Here is a 22,429-nt window from a genome sequence, read left to right on the forward strand (position 1 = left end):
ATAATTGGCTATTTTTATATAAAAGTGGTTAAATTTAAGTATTAAATTAGTTAATATTCTTATTTTAACGATAATTTTTGCGGTTTTTGGCAACTAATAAAAAGCAATTAGCTGACAATTATTACTTAATCTGAATTGAGGGGACTCATAATGAAGAAAAAGAAATTACTTATGACTTTAGGGGTGACATTATTTTCATCAACTTTATGGTTGAGCGTTAATAAGACTAACGCCGCAGCTGACAATGTTGATGATAATAATGCCGCCAGTCAAGCCAATGTCCAAGCAACACCGGATACCACTACGTCTACCACGAATCAAACAACTGATTTAGCAGCTGGTAAAGTAGCGGCCAATAGTGCTTTGCAACTGAATGTTCAAACGGCCAAGAATCAAATTACTGATTTGCAATTAGCAGCAGAGCAAACATCTTCCTTGCAACAAAAGTTGCAGGAGATTAGTACGCAATTTGCTACTCAAATTGACCAAGCACAAACCAGTTCTGACTTAACTAATATCCAAACTACGGCGAAAGCCCAAATTCAAACCGTTGTACAACAAGCTAATAGCTTACAAACTAAAACTGTCGATAATCAGGCTGAAGCAAACAATACAACAACTACTCCAGCACCAACTCAAGATGACACCAATACTGCTCAAACTACGACAGCAAGTGCTACTGACGCGACCCCGACTACTGCTAACGACGAATCAAGTAGTAATACGGACACGTCAACCAATACAGGAACCAATGAGCAACCAGATGAAACTGCGGCTACAAATAATGAACAACAAGTTAAACCTGCTGCAGTGGCAGCAACGAACACCACAACGAAGCCACAAATTAGTAATTTTGATGACACAGTTGCACATGTCACGAATCAAGTAGAGTTAGCTGCTGCTGCCGCTAATGCCAATGTTAATACGATTATCTTGGACAATGATATGACATTAACTGGTAATACCGATATGCAGATAGTTAATCGAGATGTGACAATTGAGTCAGCTGGAACTAATCGCTATTATTTGGATATGCGGGATATGCGTTTTACTACAGGTAATGGTGACAATACAATTACCTTTAAGAATATTGATTTCTATGGTTCTAATTATTGGGGGATTATTAATCCATCAGGTAAATCCAATACTGTTAATAGTGATGGTAGTATTAATCGTGGTCAGACCATTGTTTTTGACAATATTACTTATACCGGCAAACAGATGATTCACGCTAATGGGCAAACCGTGGTGATTCGGAACAACGTTCAAGCCACGTCAGTTCCAAGTTATGATGCACCAGATGGGTCGGGCACGGTTACTAGCACGGGCTACAATCCGCAACAAGTTATTGAAATTAGTGGTTCTGGTGCCGTTGAATTTGAATCAAATGCAACATTTACAGGTACTAGTTACAGAGATCAAGTTATTCAAATTGGTGCTGGGGGCAATGTTACTTTAGATTCTGGTTCTAAGGTTACCTTAAATCCTCATAGCCATGGCCAATGGTCAGAAGCTTTTTATAGTAATATTGCTGGTATTTATATTAATGGTGCAGGAACTATTGATGCCAAAGATGGGTCCACTTTAAATATCAACGTAGCTGGTGAAGACGCTAAAGATACAGCGCAAGCCATTAATATTGGTAATGGTTCTAAAATTAATCTTGAATCGGGTTCCACTGTAAACATCAATAGTGATGGTACCATTTATCAAAACTTGGTATCCGTTGGTGGTAGTTTAAACCTTGACGAAGGCTCTAGCTTCAATATTAATGGTCAGAACATGGATACATTTAAGGGCTCTATCGTTAATATCAGTAGCAACGGTTCTATCAATAATACCGGTGGAACTTTTAAGGTGGCGGTTGATGGTACCGGCGCCATGACCTTATTGAATATTTCTGGAGCCAAGGTCAATATTGATAACCCGAAAGACTTTGTCTTAGATGCCAGCAATAACGCCAATGCTAAATTGATTAACAATAGTACCTTAACGTTAAATGATGTGAAGTTTGTTCACGGAACAGAAACTTCCGGTCCATTAGATAAGTTATCTTTAAAAGTTAATAACAATACTATTGGCACAATTAATGCACCTAGTGATGCTAGTGCGACGAGTGATATTGTGGGCAAAACTTCTGACGCTGAACAACAAGTTGTTGGTTGGTTAAGTGATCAAAGTTTGACAGGTAAGAAGTTAGAGTTTATTTCCGCAGGTCCGTTTATTGACGTGGATAATGTGGCTATTGATACTGATAAGACACACGTTACAGGTCATGTTAGTTCGAAGACTGCTGGTGCTGATCTCAGCAATACCTATATCTACGTGACTGTGAACCACGGTAGTACGCAGACACCAATGACAGGTACTGTCGCTGCTGATTATTGGCGCGATACTACTCCTAAATATATGGCGAAGACTGATGCTGCTGGTAACTTTAGTTTTGATATTCCCGCTGATACATTACAACCCGGTGACACTTTAACTTTCAGTGCCAATAAAGATTTTGTTGACGGTTTGACACCATTGAATGTGGATCCTGAAGTGGCCGCTGCTTTACAAACCAGTCGTGATACGGCCGATGACGCCATTGATGCTGCTGCCACGGCTGCCAAAACAGCGATTGAAAGTAATTCGAGCTTAACACCGGAGCAAATTGCTGCTGCCAAAACGGCGGTTGATGATGCTGTAACGGCAGCTAAAAACAATATTGCCTCTGCTACGACTACTGATGGTATTACCGTTGCTCAAACAGCCGGTGAATTAGCAATTAGTAAAGTCAAGGCGCAAGCGCAATTAGATAACGCCCAAGCGAGCGCCTTGAAGCAATTAAGTGACGCTGGCCTAACGGGAACAGACTTAACTACTGCACAAAATGCCATTAGTCAAGCTTACCAAACGGCTACTGATCATTTAACGAATGCTAATGATCAAGCTGGTGTCGATGCCGTTATTAATAACGATTTACCAAAAATTACCGCTGCGGCTACAACAGCTGTGAACGATCATCAATTGCAACAAGCTAAGTCTGATGCGGATGCAGCCATTGATGCCGCCGCCAGTGCTGCCAAAACGGCAATTGAAAGTAATTCCAGCTTAACATCGGAGCAAATTACTGCTGCTAAAACGGCGGTTGATGATGCTGCAGCCAATGCTAAAACCAATATTGCCTCTGCTACAACCACCGATGGCATTAACACTGCTCAAACAGCCGGTGAATTGGCAATTAGTAAAGCTAAAGCGCAAGCGCAATTAGATAACGCCCAAGCCAGCGCCTTGAAGCAATTAAATGATGCTGGGCTAACGGGGACAGACTTAGATAATGCAACAGCTGCAATTAGTCAAGCTTACCAAACAGCAAATACGAATTTAACGAATGCTAATGATCAAGCCGGTGTTGATGATGTCATTAGTACTGATTTACCAAAAATTACCGCTGCGGCCACATCTGCTGTGAATGATCATCAATTACAACAAGCTAAAGATGAAGCTAATGCGGCCATTGATGCTGCCGCTAATGCTGCTCAGACTGCAATTGATAACGATACGAGCCTGACACCAGCTCAACGTAATACGGCTAAGAATCAAATTACGACTGCTGCCAATCAAGCTAAGAATAATGTTAATACTGCTACAACTACAAGCGCTGTTAATTCTGCGCAAACCGCTGGTAAGTTAGCAATCAATAAACTAGAAGCCCAGGCGCAATTAGATAATGCTCAAGCTAGTGCTTTGCAGCAATTAAGTGACGCTGGCATTACTGAAGATCCAGAATTAAGTACTGCGAAAGCTTCCATCAGTCAAGCGTATCAAACAGCTACTGACAATTTGACGGCAGCAACTAAACAAAGGGCGGTTAATCAAGTAATTAGTACTGATTTGCCCAAAATTACGCAAGCTGCTACGGCTGCTGTCAGTGCGCACCAGTTACAACAAGCTAAGGATAATGCCGATGCCGCGATTGATGCCGCCGCTACGGCTGCCAAAACGGCAATTGAAAGTAATTCGAGCTTAACACCAGAACAAATTACTGCTGCCAAAAACGCGGTTGACAATGCCGCAACTAGTGCTAAATCAAACATTGATTCTGCTACCACTAACGATGATGTTACAACGGCGCAAACTGCTGGTGAATTAGCTATTAATAAATTACAAGATCAAGCCCAATTAGATAACGCAAAAGCTAATGTGGAAGCCCAATTGACGAGTGCTGGCATTACAGGAACTGCTTTGACAACAGCACAACAAGATTTGACAGCTGCTTATAATGAAGCTTCAGCTAATTTAACGGCAGCTAAGACGCAAACAGCTGCTGATCAGGAAACGTCCGCGGGCGTCAAAGCCATCAACCAAGTTTTAGCCACTGCCCAATTAGCTGCTGCTAAAACCAATGCGCAACAAGCGTTAGCTAATAAGTTACAATCGATCACCACGGATATTAATGGCTTGACTAATTTAACAAGTGCACAAAAGAAAACCTATCAAGATCAAGCTAAAGCTGCTTATGATCAGGCCTTTGCCCAAATTAGCAAGGAAACTGATCCAGCTCAAATAGCCACTGAACAAACAACTGGCGAAGAGCAAATTGCAGCCGCTTTGACCACGGCCCAAACAGAAAATACAGCCGCATTAACGACTGCTCAAACTAGTGCCAAACAAGCTTTAGACCAAGAACAAGCAGCTGCTTTAGCTAAAATTGACCAATTAAATTGGAACACACCAGCACAAAAAACGGCGGCTGAACAGCAAGTCAACCAAGCCCATGATGCTGCCGTAACGGCTGTTGATAATGCAACCACCACCGCAGCTGTCACGACTCAACAACAAACGGGTATTGACCAAATGCAACAAGCAGCGACGGATGCCCAGAATTTGGTTAATGATCAAGCCAACGCCATTGCTGTTTTACAAGAAACTAAGACGCAGGCTTTAGCTAAGTTAGACCAATTGAATTTAACACCGGATCAAAAAACTGCTGCTACGACTGCTGTGAATACTGCCTTTGACCAAGCGGTGGCTAATGTCAAAGCAGCTGGTAATGTGCAAAGCATTGCCCAAGCGCAAGCAGATGGAGTGACGCAGATTAATAATGCGGTTGCCGATGCCAATAGTACAGCGACGGCCTTGCAGCAAGCTAAAGATTTGGCTAAGGAGCAATTAGAGTCTGCTAAAGATACCGCTGAAAAGCAGGTTAATGCGCATGCTAATTTGACGGATGCACAAAAACAAGATTATATTCAGCAAATTGAATCAGCCTTTAAAGAAGCTAATGATAATTTGGCTAGCCAAACGGCGATTAGTGCGGTGCAAAATGTTGCTAATGCTGGTATTAAGCAAATCAATGATGTCGTGACGACGGCTGCTGACCAAAACGATTTGCAAAAAGCACAAGCTGATGCGCAAACGCAATTAACGACTGCTAAGCAAAAAGCTGATGCCCAGATTGATGGGAATACGAAATTGACGGCTGCGCAAAAAGCGGCGGCACACCAACAAGTCACATCTGCTTATAAGGCGGCGCAAGCTAATATTGACGATCAAACAACGATTGCTGATGTCAATACTGCCCGCGATGACGGCATTACGGCCATGAACGCTGCCGTAATTGCTGCCAATACAGATGCTGAAAACCTCAAACAATCACGTTTAGATGCGATTCAAGCGTTGGCAGCTGCTCAGGTCAAGGCCGACGATGATATTGATAATAGTTCTTTAACAGCGGCTCAAAAACAAGCTGCTCATCAACAAGTCGCAGCTGACTACACCAGTGGGGTAGCGTCCATTAATGCTGCGAGTGATATTACTGGCGTGACAACGGCACAAAGTACTTGGGTGCAACAAATTCAACAAGATGTTGTGGATGCTAATAATGCGTCCCAAGCCTTGAAGAATAAGCAACAAGCTGCAATTGCCGAATTAGCAACAGCCAAAGGCCAAGCAGATCAAGCCATTGATGCTAGTTCGTTAAGTGATGCCCAAAAGACTGCCGCTCATCAAGCTGTCGCTACCGCTTATCAAGATGGAGTAGACGCGATTAACGGTGCCACATCGACGACTGAAGTTGACCATGTTAAAACGCCAGCCTTAGACCAAATCAATGCAGCATTAACTAATGCTCAACAAGCTGCGGCTGATTTATTAGATGATAAAAGTGCTGCTAAACATGCTTTGATGACTGCACAAAATCAAGCTTATCAAGCAATTAATGATTCTGACTTAACGCCAGCTCAAAAGCAATCTGCTAAAGCTGCGGTGGACGATCAATATGACAATGCAATTAATAATGTTGATCAAGCGGCTACGCCGACAGCTGTTCAAACTGCTCAGGATGATGGTGTCACTGCGATTGACCAAGCAGTCACGGATGCTAAGAAGGCTGCGGCTGATTTAGCAACAGCGAAGACGGACGCCATCAAATCCTTAGATGATGAACAAACTAAGCAGAATACGGCTATTGACGATGATACTAATTTAAATGCTGACCAAAAAGCGGCGGCGAAACAAGCAGTTAAACAAGCCCATGATCAAGCTGTAGCGCAAGTTAATGCGGCTAACGATACTGCTGGAGTTACCAGCGCACAATCTGCCGGCATTAGTGCAATTGATCAAGCCTACACGGATGCACAAACTGCGGCCGCTGATTTAGCAAATGCGAAAGCTACTGCCTTATCCGCGTTAGATACGGCGCAAGCGGATGCTAATAATCAAATTGATGCGGATGACAATTTAAATGCTGATCAAAAAGCTGCTGCTAAAGCTAATGTCCAAGCCGCTTATGACGCTGGTAAGCAAGCCATTCAGACCGCAACTACGACGTCTGATATTACAGATGCTAAAGACGGTGCGACATTACAAATTGAGCAAGCCGTGACTGATGCCCAAGGTAAGGCGGATGCTTTACAACAAGCGAAAAATCAGGCCTTATTGGTTATTGCGCAAACACAGGCTGATCAATATAACAAGATTGACCAAGCTGATTGGACACCTGCACAAAAGCAAGCTGCTAGAGCAGCCGTTAAACAAGCTTACGATCAAGGTGTCAGTGGTATTAATGCCGTGAGTGATGTCAATGATGTGCCGCAGACGCAACAAGCTGCCCAAACGGCCATTATTAATGCTTATACGCAAGCTCAACAAGCCGTTAAAGATTTAGCAGCTGCTAAGACTTCGGCCCAACAAGCTTTACAAACGGCCAAAGATAATGCAGATAATGAAATTAATAATTCTAATTTAACTGACGCTCAGAAGCAAGCTGCTTTGGCGGCGGTTGACCAAGCCTTTAAGCAAAGTCAAGCTGAGGTAGAGGACGCTACCACGACGAAGGCAGTTGATACAGCACAAACTGATGGTGTGACCGCTATTGCTGGGGCTGTCATTGCCGCTAATACGAGTGCTAGTGAATTAGCAGCTGATAAAACAGCGGCTTTAGCTGAGTTACAACAGACCTTAGACCAAACGAATTCAGCAATTGCAGCTGATTCTAATCTAGATGACGCTCAAAAAGCTGCCGCTACTCAAGCTGCGCAAGCTGCTTATGATGACGCTGTAAGCAATGTACAAACTGCTAATTCTGCCACAGCCGTGATTAATGCCAAGAATACAGGTAAGCAAGCTATTCAAGCGGCTTTAAGCGATGCGCAAACTGCTGCTCAAGCTTTACAAACTGCTAAAAATAATGCTTTACAGGACTTAGATAATGCTCAGCAAGCTGCTGATGATGTTATTGATGCTGATCCTAGTTTAGATACTGATGCTAAAAAGCAAGCGGCAAAAGCTCAAGTTGCTGCTGCTTATAATCAAGCAGTCACTGCCGTTACCGCCGCTAGTGATGTAGACGGGGTTAATACGCAAAAGACTGCGGGTGTGGCTGCGATTAATCAAGCACAAAGTGATGCACAAGCATTGCAAGCTGCCAAGGATACGGCTTTAGCCGCTTTAGCAGATGAGCGTGATACTGCCCAACAAGCGATTATTGATGCTAATTTGGATCCGGACGCTGCCGCTGCTGCGCAACAAGCAATTACTGCTGCTTATGGACATGCGGTTGACCAAGTTAATAATGCACAAGATGTGGCGAGTGTTGATACGCAAAAAGCAGCCGGAATAACTGCGATTGATCAAGCAGTAACGGATGCGCAAACTGCTGCACAAGCACTACAAACGGCAAAAGACTCAGCTTTAGCTGCTTTACAAACGGCTAAAGAAAATGCGGACAGTCAAGTAGCCAGTTTAGATGCCAGTCAACAAGCTGCTGCTAAAAAAGCTATTCAAGCGGCGTATGATCAGGCCGTTGGCAAGGTTAAGGCTGCTACGACTCCGGCTGATGTCACAACCCAACAAGCTGCGGGCGTAGCTGCGATTAACCAAGCTGTAACAGATGCACAAAATACAGCTCAAGCTTTACAAACGGCAAAAGACTCAGCTTTAGCTGCTTTACAAACGGCCAAGGAGAATGCTGATAGTCAGGTTGCTAGTTTAGATGCCAGTCAACAATCTGCTGCTAAAAAAGCCATTCAAGCGGCTTATGATCAGGCTGTTGGCAAAGTCAAGACTGCTACGACTGCAGCTGATGTCACAACCCAACAGGATGCGGGTGTGGTTGCAATTAATCAAGCTGTAACGGATGCGCAAGATACATCTCAAGCCTTACAAGCTGCTAAAGATACAGCATTAGCGGCTTTGGCAGATGAACGTGATACCGCCCAACAAGCGATTATTGACGCCCATTTGGATCCTGCAGCTGCAACTGTGGCCCAACAAGCCATTCTTTCGGCTTATGGCCATGCTGTAGATAAGATCAGTGCTGCCAATGATGCAGCGGAGATTACTACGCAAAGAGATTCCGGCATTGCTGCCATTGATCAAGCCGTTACAGATGCCCAAAATGCCGCTCAAGAGTTACAATCTGCAAAAGACTCAGCCCTCGCAGCATTACAAACGGCCAAGGAGAATGCTGATAGTCAGGTTGCTAGTTTAGATGCTAGTCAACAAGCGGCAGCTAAACAAGCCATTCAAGCGGCGTATGATCAGGCCGTTGGTAAGGTCAAGGCCACTACAACTCCTGCTGATGTAACAACCCAACAAGATGTGGGCGTAGCAGCAATTAACCAAGCTGTAACTGCGGCTCAAGATAAAGATTTGGCTCAGGCAAAAGCAACCGCCTTAGCAACTCTACAAGCGGCAAAAACAACTGCTGAAAATGCTATTAATAGCATGAACTTATCGGCTACTCAAAAGCAGTCTTTGCGGCAACAAGTGCAAACGGCATATGATACTGCTGCTGCTAATATTACGCAGGCTAATACAATTACTGCTGCTCAACAAGCAGCACAAACTGGGGTAGCAGCGATTGAAGCGGTGATTGATCAAGCAAATGCTGGCATTGATCTAACTAATGCTCAGCAAAATGCTTTAACAGCTTTACAAAATGCACAAGCTAGTGCATTACAATTAATTGAAAACATGACGTTACCAACTGCTGATAAAACTGGTCTTGAACAACAAGTTCAAGATCAATATGCTCAAGCTGCTGCTAATGTTGCACAGGCTAAGACGCCACAATTAGCACAACAAGCTAGCTCTACGGGTGTCACAGCGATTGCAGCAATCGTGCAACAAGCAACGAATGCACAATTAGCACAAGCCAAAACGGATGCAGATGCAGCGTTAACCAGTGCTAGACAACAAGCAGAACAAGATATCCATGCAATGGCCCTAACGCAAGAACAAAAGACTGAGTTGTTAAATCAATTAGAACAAAAGTTTGAAGCTGCAAAGGCCCAGATTGAGAATGCTACGACGCCGGATACAGCTAATGCTGCGGCATTGGCAGGTATCACAGAGATTAATGGAGTCGAAGACGCTGCTATTAATCAAGAGACTGCAGATAAAGCCCAAGCAAGTGCAATGGCAGCCTTGGATCAGGCTCATGAACAGATTTTGCAGGATATTGCAGCAGCAAGTATTTCACCAACAGATAAAGCTACTTTGACAGCGAAGGCTGATGATATTTACTCTGCTGCTCAACAACAAATTATCACGGCACATGATAGTAATAACTTAAGTGCTATCCTAGCAGCACAAAATAATGGTGTAGCTAGACTCAAAGCCTTGCATGATGAACTGGAAAATATGCCAGTCTGGCAGCCAACAGTACCAACTATTCCGACTATTAGTTCTGAACCTACAAAGCCAACACAACCAACAATGGAGCGGCAAAAAGGTGTGGTTACAGTGAAACCTAATGTTACTAATGGTTATGTTGTTTTGTATGATCAAGATGGCAACCAGATTGATAGTCAAGTATTGGGTGCGAATACTGCTTGGAAGATTGATTATAAGCGTATAATTAACGGTCAAACTTATTATCGTGTTGGTGCTGATGAGTATGTCAAAGCTAGTGATGTTGATTTGACTCCAGAGCAAGCTGGCAATAACCAAATTGTAGATGGCGTTGTAACAACTAATAAAGCCCAAGTGCCAGTCTATAATGCCCAAGGGCAGGTGATTGCCGAACGGACTTTAGGTCATAATACGCAATGGTTGACGAATAATCAGCAAACAATTAATGGTCAAACTTATTATCAAGTGGCTCCGAATGAATTTGTCTCAGTCAACGATGTTACTTGGACACCACAGGCGATGATTCTAAATCGTAAAGTGGGTGCCTTAGTCATTAATCAAGCCAGTGCGCCCGTTTATCATTATGATCCGGCTCGCAGTTTGATGGTGAAGTCCAATAGTCGCACAGTTACCAACCAAAACCCTTGGCGATATGATCGTCAATTAATCGTTAACGGCCATACTTATTATCGGGTGGCTGCTGATGAATGGGTAGAAGCTGACAAAGTACTTTTGAATTAATTTGAATCTTTAAAATGAAAATAACTCCTGATAGTTTAAGCTGTCAGGAGTTATTTAATTAGAATGAAAATTAAGCTTTTAATCAAATGAAAACAAAAATTGAGGTTTCAGAAAAATCAAAAAAGATTTCATACACTTTTAGACTATTTGTTGGATAAGTTGTATGATAGATCATAGTATGATCAATAAATAACAATTAAGGAGACATATTATGGCAAAAGAGAATCGGCGCGTCCAACGGACGAAAACTCAGATTCAACACACACTGATTAATTTGATGCAAAAAAATGACTTAGATGATATTACAGTGACGCAACTATGTGATCAGGTTCCAATTAATCGGTCGACGTTTTATGCGCATTATAATTCAACGTATGATGTGTTGTTAGAAGTTGAAGATCACGTCATGCATGCCTTCATAGAATATTTGTTCCAACAAAAGCAGTTATCAATGGCCGAATATCAGTCACAGATGGACCAATTGTATTTAAAAATTCTGACGTTTGTGCAACAAAATAAAGAAGCAATGAGAGTGATGTTTACTTATCCAATTAATGATAAGTTTCATACCGATTTACTGAACTTGTCCCAGGAGAATAATACCTATACGGGGAATGTTTACCAGCAGATTTATACAATTGCTGGAGGCTTAGCCATGGTGCAACTGTGGCTCAAGAATGACTTAGACATTTCCCCTGAAGAGTTGAGCCAATTGATGATCGAAATGGGACCATTTAATAAATAAGAACAAATATAAATGACGAATAGTATCGGTTGAGTCTCCCTTTTGAAAAAGGGGGACTTTTTTCGTTAAGTGAGAGTCATTTTAGTGCTGAATAAAAATCATCAGTTTATCTTTTAATAAATTCATCAAGATAGTTCGTATAAAGTACAACAAAAGCAATCACAACTTGTACTATAATAGAACTAAGCGATGAGCTAGGTAATAATAACGACTGTTTTTGTCTTAAATAAGTAAATACTTTCTTACTTAAAGTAAGGAGGTGACTTAATGAATATAGCATACATATTAGAAGTAGCGTTACCTTTGCTAACTGAAACAATTTTAAACAATAACTCACATTTATTAGTTTTATCATTGAATAATTACAATTCAATGATGAGTTTCCTTCTAAGAAAACTGTTTCTTACGATAATTGAAATAATTCTGAAAAGATTAATTAAATTAACAATTAGTTATTTAATTAATTACTTAAGTAAACATAGCCAAAAATATATTAATAGACTATTACTTGAACTTTTGAACCAAATTAAAAACATATTTTTTAAATAATTATGTAAGTTCTTTACACAAATGTGTATATCACAAAAAGTATTTAAAATTATTTTGAGACAAAATATGCCAGGATATATCTTGCAACATCGCTTAAATTCACATACCAGTCAATTTAACTTTGGCTTTAAAATATATAATTTATAAACTATGTGTTTTTGAATTGCTATATTAGAGTTGAAATGTGGTAAAATTATAATTTTTTTTATTAATTGAGAGACTTTAATTGATTTTTTATGTAAAATGTGATAAAAGGAAGTTAGAGAAAAAACGTTTACGGCTGGACCACCTTAAACGTTTTAGAACATATTATCACAACAAATTAACTATACACTATTTATCTTTATTATAAAAGATATTTTAACTGTATTGTTCCTAATTTTGTAATATGTTTTTCTCAACAATTAATTAGGAGGCTCAACTAATGGTAAGGTATCTTATACCAGAAGCAAAAGGAGAAGATGGAAAAATATATACTCCTGAACAGCTAAATTTAATAAAGCAAGAAGATCCTACTAATGAGATTTTTCAACAACTACACTGTAAATACTGTGGTGTAAAATTAGAATTTAGAAGGGGGACACAAGCCAAAAAAGCATTTATTAGCACTTGGCCAAAATTTCATCATAAGGATAGTTGTCCTATAGCAAGTACTGCTCAATTATTCAGAAAAGTTTCATCATATGGTGGAAACATAGAAGTTGAACTTAGTAGCGAAGATAAGCGCAATAAGCGTGATTATTTATATACGGTACTACATTCAAAGCAAAAAATAAATTCTCGTGATTTAAAGCCAAGGACTAAGAGAGAGATTATTACAGAAGGCCAAGGTGAACCAAAAGGGGGCATAGGAACAGGTACTATTAATCCGAAGAAGGGGGAGAATTCTGTTAGGAATAATAGAAGTCCTAGGATTAATCATATGGCTGCTGGACATTTGGATAAAAGTCTGATAGGTAAAACTGTTCTTTTTTGGGGAACACTGGAGCAAGTTAAAATTTCTAGTAATTCTAAAAGTGCTTCTATAGTTTTGAAGCATGGAAACGATAGATTAGATATTCATACATCTCCTAATTATTTTCAAACTGATAAAAATTTAATCAAACGATTTAAGTCTTTGAAAAAAAAGCTTGGAATGCTAAGTGAAGGACCTGAAACTTATGCGTTTGGGGCAGTTCAATATAAGATTAATAGTACTGAAATTGAAGCTGTCATGTATTATGAAAATGATATGGGATTTCCTAAAAAAAAATTTGTCTGAATATTTAGGACCAGTACTTTAGTTTTATCATTGATTGAGATCTTTTGATACGGTTATCGATTAGTATAAATTTTGGGGATCATTTTTGTCTAATTATCTAAGCAAGACAAAATTGAGATTTGCAATTTATGAAAAAATTGTGATATTAGTTTCGCGAAATCAAGCTACAGGTATAAGGGGGTATAGGGGGTGGGACTTAATTCCATTTATTCATAATAAGGTGAAAATAAACCACAAGTTTTACTTGTGGGGGTCAGAAATAGCTTTAGCGTTAAAAACTCCCTTTCGATATAATAGTTTTTGGCTACCAACCAACACTGTTATCGAAAGGGAGTTTTTCTAAGCTTGAAACAAGATACTAATAGCCTAGTACATACAAGATGGAATTGTAAGTATCACATTATTTTTACACCTAAATATCGTCGAAAAGTAATTTATGGAGAATTACGGCAAGACATTGGACGAATCTTAAGGCGTTTGTGTAAATTAAAAGAAGTGGAAATTATTGAAGCCCATGCGATGCCAGATCATATCCACATGTTGGTGAAAATACCGCCTAAAATTAGTGTTTCTAGTTTTATGGGTTATTTAAAGGGAAGAAGTGCAGTTATAATTCATGAGCAACATGCCAATTTAAAATATAATCATGGCAACCGTAGTTTTTGGGCGCGAGGATTTTATGTGAGTACAGTGGGACTTAATCAAAAGACAATCGCCAAATATATACGCGATCAAGAACTGGAAGATCGGATCAAAGATAGTATTAGTAAAAAAGAATACATTGATCCGTTAAAAAGTAAGAACAAATAAAAATCACGAGCAGTAGCAGTTAGTAGTGTTTTGTTGGGTCCCTTAAAGTCTTTTTTGCGTCGGGTGAGAGCCCTTTTTATTTAGGGACGAAGTCTTTACACATCCTCTTTACTTGTTCACAAATTTGAAAAGAATTTTTTTATCCGCCTGCAAAATTATTTTATATGTTTTTGATAGTTCTATCATTTCATCAAATTTCTTATCATTATGATGATTTGTTCCGAATTTAATAGTTTTTCCTACCATAGATATTAGCTGGTCAAACAATTTATTTACATCAAGATTAACGTTCATAGATTTTTGAATGTCGTATATAGGTTGGCCCTCTTCATTATAGGCCTGCAATGATTGCACTATTTTATCATAAAAATTATATTTGTCTGATTCATCTTGTATAACAAAGAAATCTTTTTCTTGTTTCATGTAATTAACAGCTTTAGATGGACTTTTAGCAATATTTATCATCATTTTACTTTTTCTCCGCAATCAAAAGTATTGATTAAAATTATTAAATCACCCAAAATCAAATTAATTAAAAGTTAAAAAGCTATATTTTTCGTTTCATAATGTACCATCTCTCTTCTTAGAAAGAATCTTCTATCTCTCACAAAAATTATACATTGGCTAAAACACTTATGCAATTAAATTAGCTATTTAAAAAGTAGTAAGACACCGAGATAGACATTTGTTGTAATTAAAGTTTTCAAAAAGATATGAAAAAGGATTTTATCTGTATGCAAGAATCTTTTTATAATTTCTTCAAGTATCTACAAACATTGCTCTAGTCGAATTAAAAAAACAGCTAAACAATGAGACCAATTACGTTCAATATCGAACATTTGGTTCCATTGAGCAAAAACTGTTTCAATTTTTTTGCGTCGCCGATTCAGAAAGGTTTGACTAACTTTGTTAGATTTTTGGTTCGTATTTTCTCTAAATGGTGTCCAAAAATTAGTTTATTTTTGAGATAGTGTTTGTTTTAGCTTTTAGCCTAAATAACCTATAAAGGATAAAATAATTGAACAAGGATATTGATTTAATAATTCAGGGGATATTTTTATATTATGCCAGTTCGCTGAGGTAATGGTATAAGCAACGACAATACCTTGATCTGCCATTTCGAAGCTAACTTTGAAACCATACCATAATAGTGTGATTTTTTGGTGGCAGTGTATTCTTTAATTTGTCATAAAATTTTAGCACATAAAATGCGGATTGGCTGACAAACAGGCATTGGTAAACTATCAATAATGGTGTATTGTGGCTTAACTTTCTGATTAACGATGCCAATTCTAATGCATTGAAAAAAAGCACCATTTTTCAACTAGCACCGCGCGTTCTTTTTACGATTAAGATTTATTTCTTAGGAAGTCTAATAAATTCATTCTTTGAATATGTTATTTATGTAACAAAACATTTACAAATTAATAATATTCTCCATATGTAAAAGAATATCGCTTGCAAAAGAACATAATTGAGTTAAAATAACAGTGTTGGTAATGAAAGATGTTGATTACAGATAGTTGATGAGAAAGTACAGTGACGACTACCAATTACTATCATTTAGTGTACTTTTTAGCAACTTTTGTATGTATGATATAATATGAATGTCTTTCAAAATTATAATAGCTCGAGGAGGAATACCAATTATGAAGAAAACTTCATTAGTGAGCGCTAGCGTTGTAGCTGCTGCTTTATTAGCAGTTGCTCCAGTTGCTGCTCCAGCAATTAGTTCCGTTTCTGGTACACAAGTTGTTAAAGCTGATGCAACATCAGATGCAACAAATGTTTTAAATGCTATTCAAAGTACCAGTGTAAATTATGATTTAAATAAAACAGCTACTACAGATAAATTAGGTAGTTCTGCATTTAATCTTGCAACTTCTGATTTATCAGCTTATGCATTTCCACGTGAACATAAACTTACAGTTAATGATTTGATGGATGAAAGTAACGCTGTTAAGAGTAACTTCTTAAAGGCTTTCCAGACATCTATTCCTGTAACAGATTCTCCGTTAGTTGATGCAGTTAAGAATGATACAGTTAAGGTTACTGTTAGCTCTGGTTCTTTACAGTTAAATACTGTTGATGAAGTAACTAATAAAATTAATGATATCAAATTAAATGGTGGTTCTTTGACTGCCACATATACTATTTATGACAATGCTAATAAAGCTATTGCTTCTAAGGCATTTACAATGAATGCTACAGTTCCTACTACGGCTAATACTATTAGTTCAGTATATGTACAGTCTCCAGCATCATTTGATGTAAAATCTGGCACACCAGTTTCTAACTACAATTACGGTGGAACGGCTGATGTAAAGGCTGTTGATCAAAATGGTAAAGCTATTAGTGATGCAACCGTTACTGCACTAGTCCAAAAATTGACAAATAATGGTTCAAATACTGAAAATTGGCTTCCCGCTAGTGGTAATTTTGAAGATTCCACAGAAGTTAATGGCGTGAAAACACCTAACTATTATCGTCAACAAGTTACAATGAAATTGCCAGCAAGTGCTGCAAAGGCTACCGTATACGTTAATGGACAACAAGTAGCAGCTGATACAAATGGTAACTACGTGTTTAATCGTACTATCAATTTAGGCGGTGTTGAGAATACTACTGGTACAACTCTTGAAAAAGTTAAGGGCGTTGCTGTAGTTAACTCTGATATCACTTATGCTCAATTAGTTGACAGACAAGGTAATGCTATTTCTGCTCGTGTTTTACCTGCTAATACAAGCTGGGCAGTTGATGGTAAATTAACTACTTTAATTAATAATAAAGTATATTACAAAGTATCACCTAAAGAATATGTTGCAGCTTCTGACGTAACGTTTACGCCTTCAGATTCTTCAACATCAAATTCTGACAATAATTCGTCAGCTATTACAACAACTAAAGAAAAGGGTGTATTTAACACTGCTACTGATGGTGTTGCCACTGTTCTCTTTAACTTAACAAATGGTAAATTTGTTTCTAATCCAGCACGTTTAATTCCAAGTGGTACTTCATGGAGTTATGATAAGAAAGCCGTTGTTGGTGGTACAACTTATTATAAAGTTTCACCTACAGAATGGATTTCTTCTGCATCTAAAGGTACAGCAGTTCCTGCTAAATAATTGAATTAATTTCAATTTTGAAAGTCTCTCTGATTGAGAGGCTTTTTTTGTACAATAAATGAATGTTGATCTCAAAACAACTCTCTATGAAGCGGCCATTAAATATATGTTTTATTTTAGTTACAAATCATCTAATGACTTGCAATCACTTAGTGAAAACTTTAATATCAAAGTGTAATCAATTCTGGAGGGATTTTCTTGAAGAAAACATTCATTACTTCAACTTTAACAGCTGCTTTGTTAACTACTTCCGTTTTACCAAGTGTAGCTAATTTAACGCAAGCAGCTGACAATAACTCATCAACTATTAGTGATGAGCAGGTTAGTTCAAAACAACAAGTAACTAATAATTCACAAGTTACTGATCAAACGGCTGCACAGGCAACGCAAGCAACACAAGATAGCGGTCATGCAATTTCGACACAAAATAGTGATCCAACGGTTAGTCCAGTGTCACCAGCAGCAACCCCGGCTATTAGCCCTAAAATGGTCACTGAAGGGACTTTTGCGACAACTAGTACTCAGCAAGCCTTTATTCAACAAATCGCTCCTTACGCTCAACAAGCTGCTAATTCGCGCAATTTATATCCATCAGTCATGATGGCTCAAGCTATTTTGGAAAGTGGTTGGGGAACATCAGCTTTGTCCCAAGCCCCCAATTACAATTTATTTGGCATTAAGGGGAGTTATAATGGTGCCTCAGTGGATATGCCGACTTTAGAGTGGATTAACGGTCAGTATGTTTCAGTTGATGCCTATTTCCGTAAATATCCTAGTTATTTGGAATCTTTTAATGATAATGGGGATAAATTACGTTATGGCGTCAGTTGGGATAGCTCCTATTACAGTGGTACTTGGCGTGAGAATACAACTAGCTATCGCGATGCAACAGCTTGGTTGCAAGGACGTTATGCAACGGATCCAACTTATGCTAGCAAGTTAAATGACATTATTGATACGTATAATTTGACGCAATATGATAATACAGCTGCTGCTGATGCCACAGTACCAAGTGGTAGTTCTACAACGACTGACAATACTAGTGATAACTTGCAGCCAGGTCAAGTTCAGACTTTTCGTCACGTAGTACGGACAACGAACGTTGTGTCGTATGCTTGGTTATATGATGAAAATGGTACTAGAATAGAAGCACGGGTTTTGCCTAAGAATACCGATTGGAAAGCTGATAAAGTTAAAAATATTAATGGTTATCGGTATTATCGAGTAGCTGGTGATGAATGGGTTTTAGCTAATGATGTAACTATAATGCAGTAATTTTGTCTTTTAATTTATTTGTTTATATTTATGTATAATTAATGCTTGCAAAAAGGATCTCTGAATTTATTATAACTTCGGAGATCCTTTTTATGTAAGCAAATTTAAAAAAGGATTTTTCCATATTGTCAAATCAAGTCTAATCAAGTCTTCAATTTAGTAGTTAACAGTATGACTATATGGGCATTACTACGGTTTTGAATATCAAGTGATACAAAATTATTCGAGAGAAATTAGTTAAATATTGAAAGATTCTTGATTGTGTTATCTGACATAGAGGATTAATTTTTTTGAATAATGATAATCCAATTTCAACCAAACTGATATTTTTATTTTGTTTTTTTAATTGTTATTTATACCTGAAATATCAGTTATGAAATTGTAGGATCTTAAGCTTATGATTTGAACGTCAAAAAAATGTAATTATATTAATTTACAAATTAAACTAGCTATAATTTATTTTTTCTATTAACCATAAATATTTTCTTTTCTTCTTTGATTTAAATTTATCAAATTATAAATTTTTGCTAAAAATAAAAACGTTAAGAGATAAAAACATAGCGTTTAATTGGATTTTATTAATTTTTTAATTTTTGGTGTTATAATTTAATCGGTTTCAAAATAAAGGTATTATAAGGAGGAAAAAGTAATGACCTGGAAATCAAAGATAGTAGTGCTAGCTGCAAGTTTAACAATGGCTGCCCCGGTAATAAGTACAGGACTGACTAATGTTAGTGCGGATACAGTCAATGATAACTCTGCACAGATTAGTACTCGTAATATTGTTATTAGTCCAACCCAAGGTGTAGTTACCGTATCTGCATCAAAAGGACGTCTGTTTACGGATAATTTTGAGCTGGTAGCTGAGCGTTATGTAACATACCAATCAGCTTGGAAAACTGATAAAATTGCATACGATTCAGCAACAGGGAAAGAATATTTTCGGATTGCACCGAATGAATGGTTAGTTTCCGACGATGTAGTATTTTCATACTAATTTAGTTATTGACGGTTGGAATATTTCTTTTAAGTTAGAAGGTATTAAAAAATCATGAATCTTAAATCAAATTTAATGATGTTGGCAACAAGTGTATTGATGTTGGCTCCAGTTATTAGTACTAGTTTGACTAGTGTTAGTGCGGACACGGTTAATGATAATTCTGAACAGGTTAGTCCCCGCAATGTTGTTATTAGTCCCACTAAAGGTGTAGTAACTGTTACTGCAGAAAATGGTCGTCTCTATACTGATGATTTTAAACAGATTACATTGCGTTATATTAAGTATCAATCATCATGGAAGACAGATAAAATTGCCTATGATTCAGTCACAGGAAAAGAGTATTTTCGGATTGCTCCCAATATGTGGGTAATTTCTGATGATGTAGTATTTTCTTAATATTTTTATACTATTTTCAGATGAAAAGGCTTTCTGCTATACTTGCAGCTTTGCAGTTAATATTTAGCATTGATATTTTTTAAGTAAAATTAAATTTATGGAGGATGAATATTATGAAAATAAAGTCAGGTTTAATGATGTTAATGACTAGTACTATGATGTTAGCACCTGTTATTAGTACAGGTTTAACTAGTGTGAGTGCTGATACGGTTAATGATAATTCCACGCAAGTTAGTACCCGCAATGTGAATCTTAGTCCTACTAATGGTGTAGTTACCATTACGGCACAATGGGGTAGAATTTACGATGATAATTTACAAGTGGAACCTGGTAGGGTTTTAAAATATCAATCTGCATGGAAGACAGACAAAATTGCTTATGATTCAGCAACAGGAGAAGAATATTTTCGGATTGCTCCTAATATGTGGGTAATTTCCGATGACGTAGTATTTTCTTAATAATTTAGTTGTTATATTTACTAATTTGATTGATAGAGTTAGGGGCTAAAAATTATGAAGTTAAAATCAAATTTAACTATATTGGCAACAAGTATGTTGATGTTAGCACCTGCTATCAGTACTAGTTTAACTAGTGTTAATGCAGCTACTGTTAGCAGCACTTCAGGACAAATTAGCACCCGTAATATGGTTATTAGTCCAACCAAAGGTACGGTAACCATAACTGCAGCAAATGGTCGAGTTTACAATGATAGTTTTGCTCTTGTCCAAGGGTTAACCTTCAAATATCAATCATCTTGGAAAACCGATAAAATTGCCTATGATACGGTTACTGGTAACGAATACTTTCGCGTAGCACCTAATAAATGGGTTAATTCTTATGACGTTGTTTTTTCATAATAATTGGTAAAGTTTTATTTGTAAGGAGGAGCTTATAATGAGATTCAAGTCAAGTTTGATTATGTTAGTAACTAGTGCAGCCATGCTTGCCCCTGTTGTGACGACTGGATTAACTGCTGTTTCAGCAGACACGGTTGCCCCCGATGTAACACAAGTTAGCACTCGAAATATCACGATTAGCCCAACTAAGGGCGTGGTTACTGTAACTTCTAACTTTGCTCATTTTTATAAGGATAATCTAGAAATGGTGCCTGATTGTGGTGTCTATTATCAATCATCTTGGAAAACTGATAAAATCGCTTATAACTCATCCACGGGTGAAGAATTCTTTCGAATTGCTCCTAATAAGTGGTTGTCCGCTTCTGATGTAGTATTCTCTTATTAATTAAAAACTGTAATGTAATTTTGTGATCACAATTTACTTATTAGCTTTAAAGACCTCTTACATAAAAGGGGTCTTTTTTATTCAATTTAATTACTTTAATTACTAATATAAACAGCTTGGTGGTTTTTGTAAGAAAGGTATGAATATAACTATGGTAAATAATAATTCTTTAAATCAGAATTTAACATCAATTAATGTTAATAACTTGTTAATTCAATATCAGACTAAAAGAGCTGCTGTGATTAGGTATAATCTGATTTACTCTTATCTGATTGATGCATCTCGTTCGCAAAAATTATCAGAATACTTGATGTTAAAATATTTTATCAATCAATGCTTTTGCAATATATGTGAAGAGATAATTATGCAAAGAATTTCTAATCAACAACATTCCCAAATACTTCAATATACCTATTTAAAGCCCTTAAAGAATGATAGGGCTATCATGACAAAACTTAATTATAGTAATTCTAGTTACTATCGTCACAGAAAGTTAGCCCTATGTGATTTTGCGGAATTTTGGCCCAATCGCTTTGATTCGTTAAAAGTATATGATTAAACATTGATAATAGTTGGGATATTTTTGACACATTAAAGGAACACTCTTGGGATAATATCCATTGCATAATAGTATTGTTGAAAGTTTTGAAAGACATTACAAGGAGGTTAACAATGAGAAGAAGAAGAGAGTCACAATTACTTAATATTGAACAAACAGCTATTAATGCAGATAATATTTTAAGTCAATATCAACATAAGAAGGATTTACTTCAAAGATGGAACTTTGGTATTCAATCGCCTAGTTTTGAAACCGTTACCCAAAATGATCATTCTAAGAATCATGTAGAAGATCGATTAGTGTCACATATTGATGAAAAAACTTTTTGTGGTTGGTGTGAACAGATTATTAACGAGATGATTAATGACAAGCAGCATGCACAAATTTTAAAGTACACTTATTTAACTCCGCTAGATAGTGACCAGGAAATAATGGAGCGTCTACACTATGAACGTTCTAGTTATTATCGTCATCGTAAGTTAGCTTTGTGTGACTTTGCCGAATTTTGGCCACCTGTTGTTCAAGAATTAGTAGTTTACAATGAACAAGTGAAACAAATTTAAGACAAGTTTGAAACACCTATGATATTTAAATCATTGCATAA

The 22,429-nt window shown here is 37.6% G+C and carries 14 protein-coding genes; 13 read left to right on the forward strand and 1 reads right to left on the reverse strand.

The features are described 5' to 3' along the window. Positions 1-150: 150 nt before the first annotated feature. From AC3B5S_RS05620 to tnpA, 4 genes are all read left to right on the forward strand, one after another. Positions 151-10,863, forward strand: coding sequence for a DUF1542 domain-containing protein (locus AC3B5S_RS05620; protein ID WP_489790177.1), 10,713 nt, complete (start codon positions 151-153; stop codon positions 10,861-10,863). 211 nt (positions 10,864-11,074) lie between these two features. Beyond that, the gene (locus AC3B5S_RS05625) at positions 11,075-11,608 is read left to right on the forward strand and encodes a TetR-like C-terminal domain-containing protein (RefSeq protein WP_489790178.1); all 534 of its coding nucleotides are present in this window, start codon (positions 11,075-11,077) and stop codon (positions 11,606-11,608) included. A 973-nt stretch (positions 11,609-12,581) separates the two neighbouring features. Continuing rightward, a complete protein-coding gene (locus AC3B5S_RS05630) occupies positions 12,582-13,418 on the forward strand; it encodes a hypothetical protein (RefSeq protein ID WP_489790179.1) in 837 nt (278 codons plus the stop codon). A 345-nt stretch (positions 13,419-13,763) separates the two neighbouring features. After that, on the forward strand, positions 13,764-14,228 hold the full coding sequence (tnpA, locus tag AC3B5S_RS05635) for an IS200/IS605 family transposase (protein ID WP_489790180.1): 465 nt from the start codon (positions 13,764-13,766) through the stop codon (positions 14,226-14,228). Positions 14,229-14,336: 108 nt separating this feature from the next. Here the strand turns inward: tnpA and AC3B5S_RS05640 are convergent, their stop codons facing one another. Then, the gene (locus AC3B5S_RS05640) at positions 14,337-14,696 is read right to left on the reverse strand and encodes a hypothetical protein (protein WP_489790181.1); all 360 of its coding nucleotides are present in this window, start codon (positions 14,694-14,696) and stop codon (positions 14,337-14,339) included. A gap of 1,181 nt (positions 14,697-15,877) precedes the next feature. On the opposite strand from AC3B5S_RS05640, the gene AC3B5S_RS05645 reads away from it, so the two are divergent. From AC3B5S_RS05645 to AC3B5S_RS05685, 9 genes are all read left to right on the forward strand, one after another. Beyond that, positions 15,878-17,353, forward strand: coding sequence for an SLAP domain-containing protein (locus AC3B5S_RS05645; protein ID WP_489790182.1), 1,476 nt, complete (start codon positions 15,878-15,880; stop codon positions 17,351-17,353). Between the two features lie 198 nt (positions 17,354-17,551). Beyond that, a complete protein-coding gene (locus AC3B5S_RS05650) occupies positions 17,552-18,628 on the forward strand; it encodes a glucosaminidase domain-containing protein (protein WP_489775114.1) in 1,077 nt (358 codons plus the stop codon). 649 nt (positions 18,629-19,277) lie between these two features. Continuing rightward, a complete protein-coding gene (locus AC3B5S_RS05655; protein WP_489775115.1) occupies positions 19,278-19,625 on the forward strand; it encodes a hypothetical protein in 348 nt (115 codons plus the stop codon). A gap of 54 nt (positions 19,626-19,679) precedes the next feature. Then, positions 19,680-20,024, forward strand: coding sequence for a hypothetical protein (locus AC3B5S_RS05660; RefSeq protein ID WP_489769495.1), 345 nt, complete (start codon positions 19,680-19,682; stop codon positions 20,022-20,024). 113 nt (positions 20,025-20,137) lie between these two features. Further along, positions 20,138-20,482, forward strand: a complete 345-nt coding sequence (locus AC3B5S_RS05665; RefSeq protein WP_489775116.1) for a hypothetical protein — start codon at positions 20,138-20,140, stop codon at positions 20,480-20,482. 54 nt (positions 20,483-20,536) lie between these two features. Beyond that, positions 20,537-20,881: a hypothetical protein gene (locus AC3B5S_RS05670; protein WP_489775117.1), complete on the forward strand. Its 345-nt coding sequence runs from the start codon at positions 20,537-20,539 to the stop codon at positions 20,879-20,881. Positions 20,882-20,918: 37 nt separating this feature from the next. Then, entirely contained in the window at positions 20,919-21,266 is a 348-nt protein-coding gene (locus tag AC3B5S_RS05675) for a hypothetical protein (RefSeq protein WP_489775118.1), read from the forward strand. Between the two features lie 364 nt (positions 21,267-21,630). Further along, positions 21,631-21,825 carry a DUF1492 domain-containing protein gene (locus AC3B5S_RS05680; protein ID WP_489769853.1) on the forward strand — a complete coding sequence of 65 codons (195 nt, stop codon included), beginning with the start codon at positions 21,631-21,633 and terminating at the stop codon, positions 21,823-21,825. 113 nt (positions 21,826-21,938) lie between these two features. Next, positions 21,939-22,388: an ArpU family phage packaging/lysis transcriptional regulator gene (locus tag AC3B5S_RS05685; protein ID WP_489769499.1), complete on the forward strand. Its 450-nt coding sequence runs from the start codon at positions 21,939-21,941 to the stop codon at positions 22,386-22,388. The last annotated feature ends 41 nt before the right edge of the window (positions 22,389-22,429 follow it).

The sequence above is a fragment of the Bombilactobacillus sp. ESL1094 genome, assembly GCF_058107425.1.

Bases quoted from the DNA above. Each gene is read 5' to 3' on its own strand.
- AC3B5S_RS05620 (WP_489790177.1), top strand. From the start codon at position 151: ATGAAGAAAAAGAAATTACTTATGACTTTAGGGGTGACATTATTTTCA.
- AC3B5S_RS05625 (WP_489790178.1), top strand. From the start codon at position 11,075: ATGGCAAAAGAGAATCGGCGCGTCCAACGGACGAAAACTCAGATTCAA.
- AC3B5S_RS05630 (WP_489790179.1), top strand. From the start codon at position 12,582: ATGGTAAGGTATCTTATACCAGAAGCAAAAGGAGAAGATGGAAAAATA.
- AC3B5S_RS05640 (WP_489790181.1), bottom strand. From the start codon at position 14,696: ATGATGATAAATATTGCTAAAAGTCCATCTAAAGCTGTTAATTACATG.
- AC3B5S_RS05645 (WP_489790182.1), top strand. From the start codon at position 15,878: ATGAAGAAAACTTCATTAGTGAGCGCTAGCGTTGTAGCTGCTGCTTTA.
- AC3B5S_RS05655 (WP_489775115.1), top strand. From the start codon at position 19,278: ATGACCTGGAAATCAAAGATAGTAGTGCTAGCTGCAAGTTTAACAATG.
- AC3B5S_RS05660 (WP_489769495.1), top strand. From the start codon at position 19,680: ATGAATCTTAAATCAAATTTAATGATGTTGGCAACAAGTGTATTGATG.
- AC3B5S_RS05665 (WP_489775116.1), top strand. From the start codon at position 20,138: ATGAAAATAAAGTCAGGTTTAATGATGTTAATGACTAGTACTATGATG.
- AC3B5S_RS05670 (WP_489775117.1), top strand. From the start codon at position 20,537: ATGAAGTTAAAATCAAATTTAACTATATTGGCAACAAGTATGTTGATG.
- AC3B5S_RS05675 (WP_489775118.1), top strand. From the start codon at position 20,919: ATGAGATTCAAGTCAAGTTTGATTATGTTAGTAACTAGTGCAGCCATG.
- AC3B5S_RS05680 (WP_489769853.1), top strand. From the start codon at position 21,631: ATGCAAAGAATTTCTAATCAACAACATTCCCAAATACTTCAATATACC.
- AC3B5S_RS05685 (WP_489769499.1), top strand. From the start codon at position 21,939: ATGAGAAGAAGAAGAGAGTCACAATTACTTAATATTGAACAAACAGCT.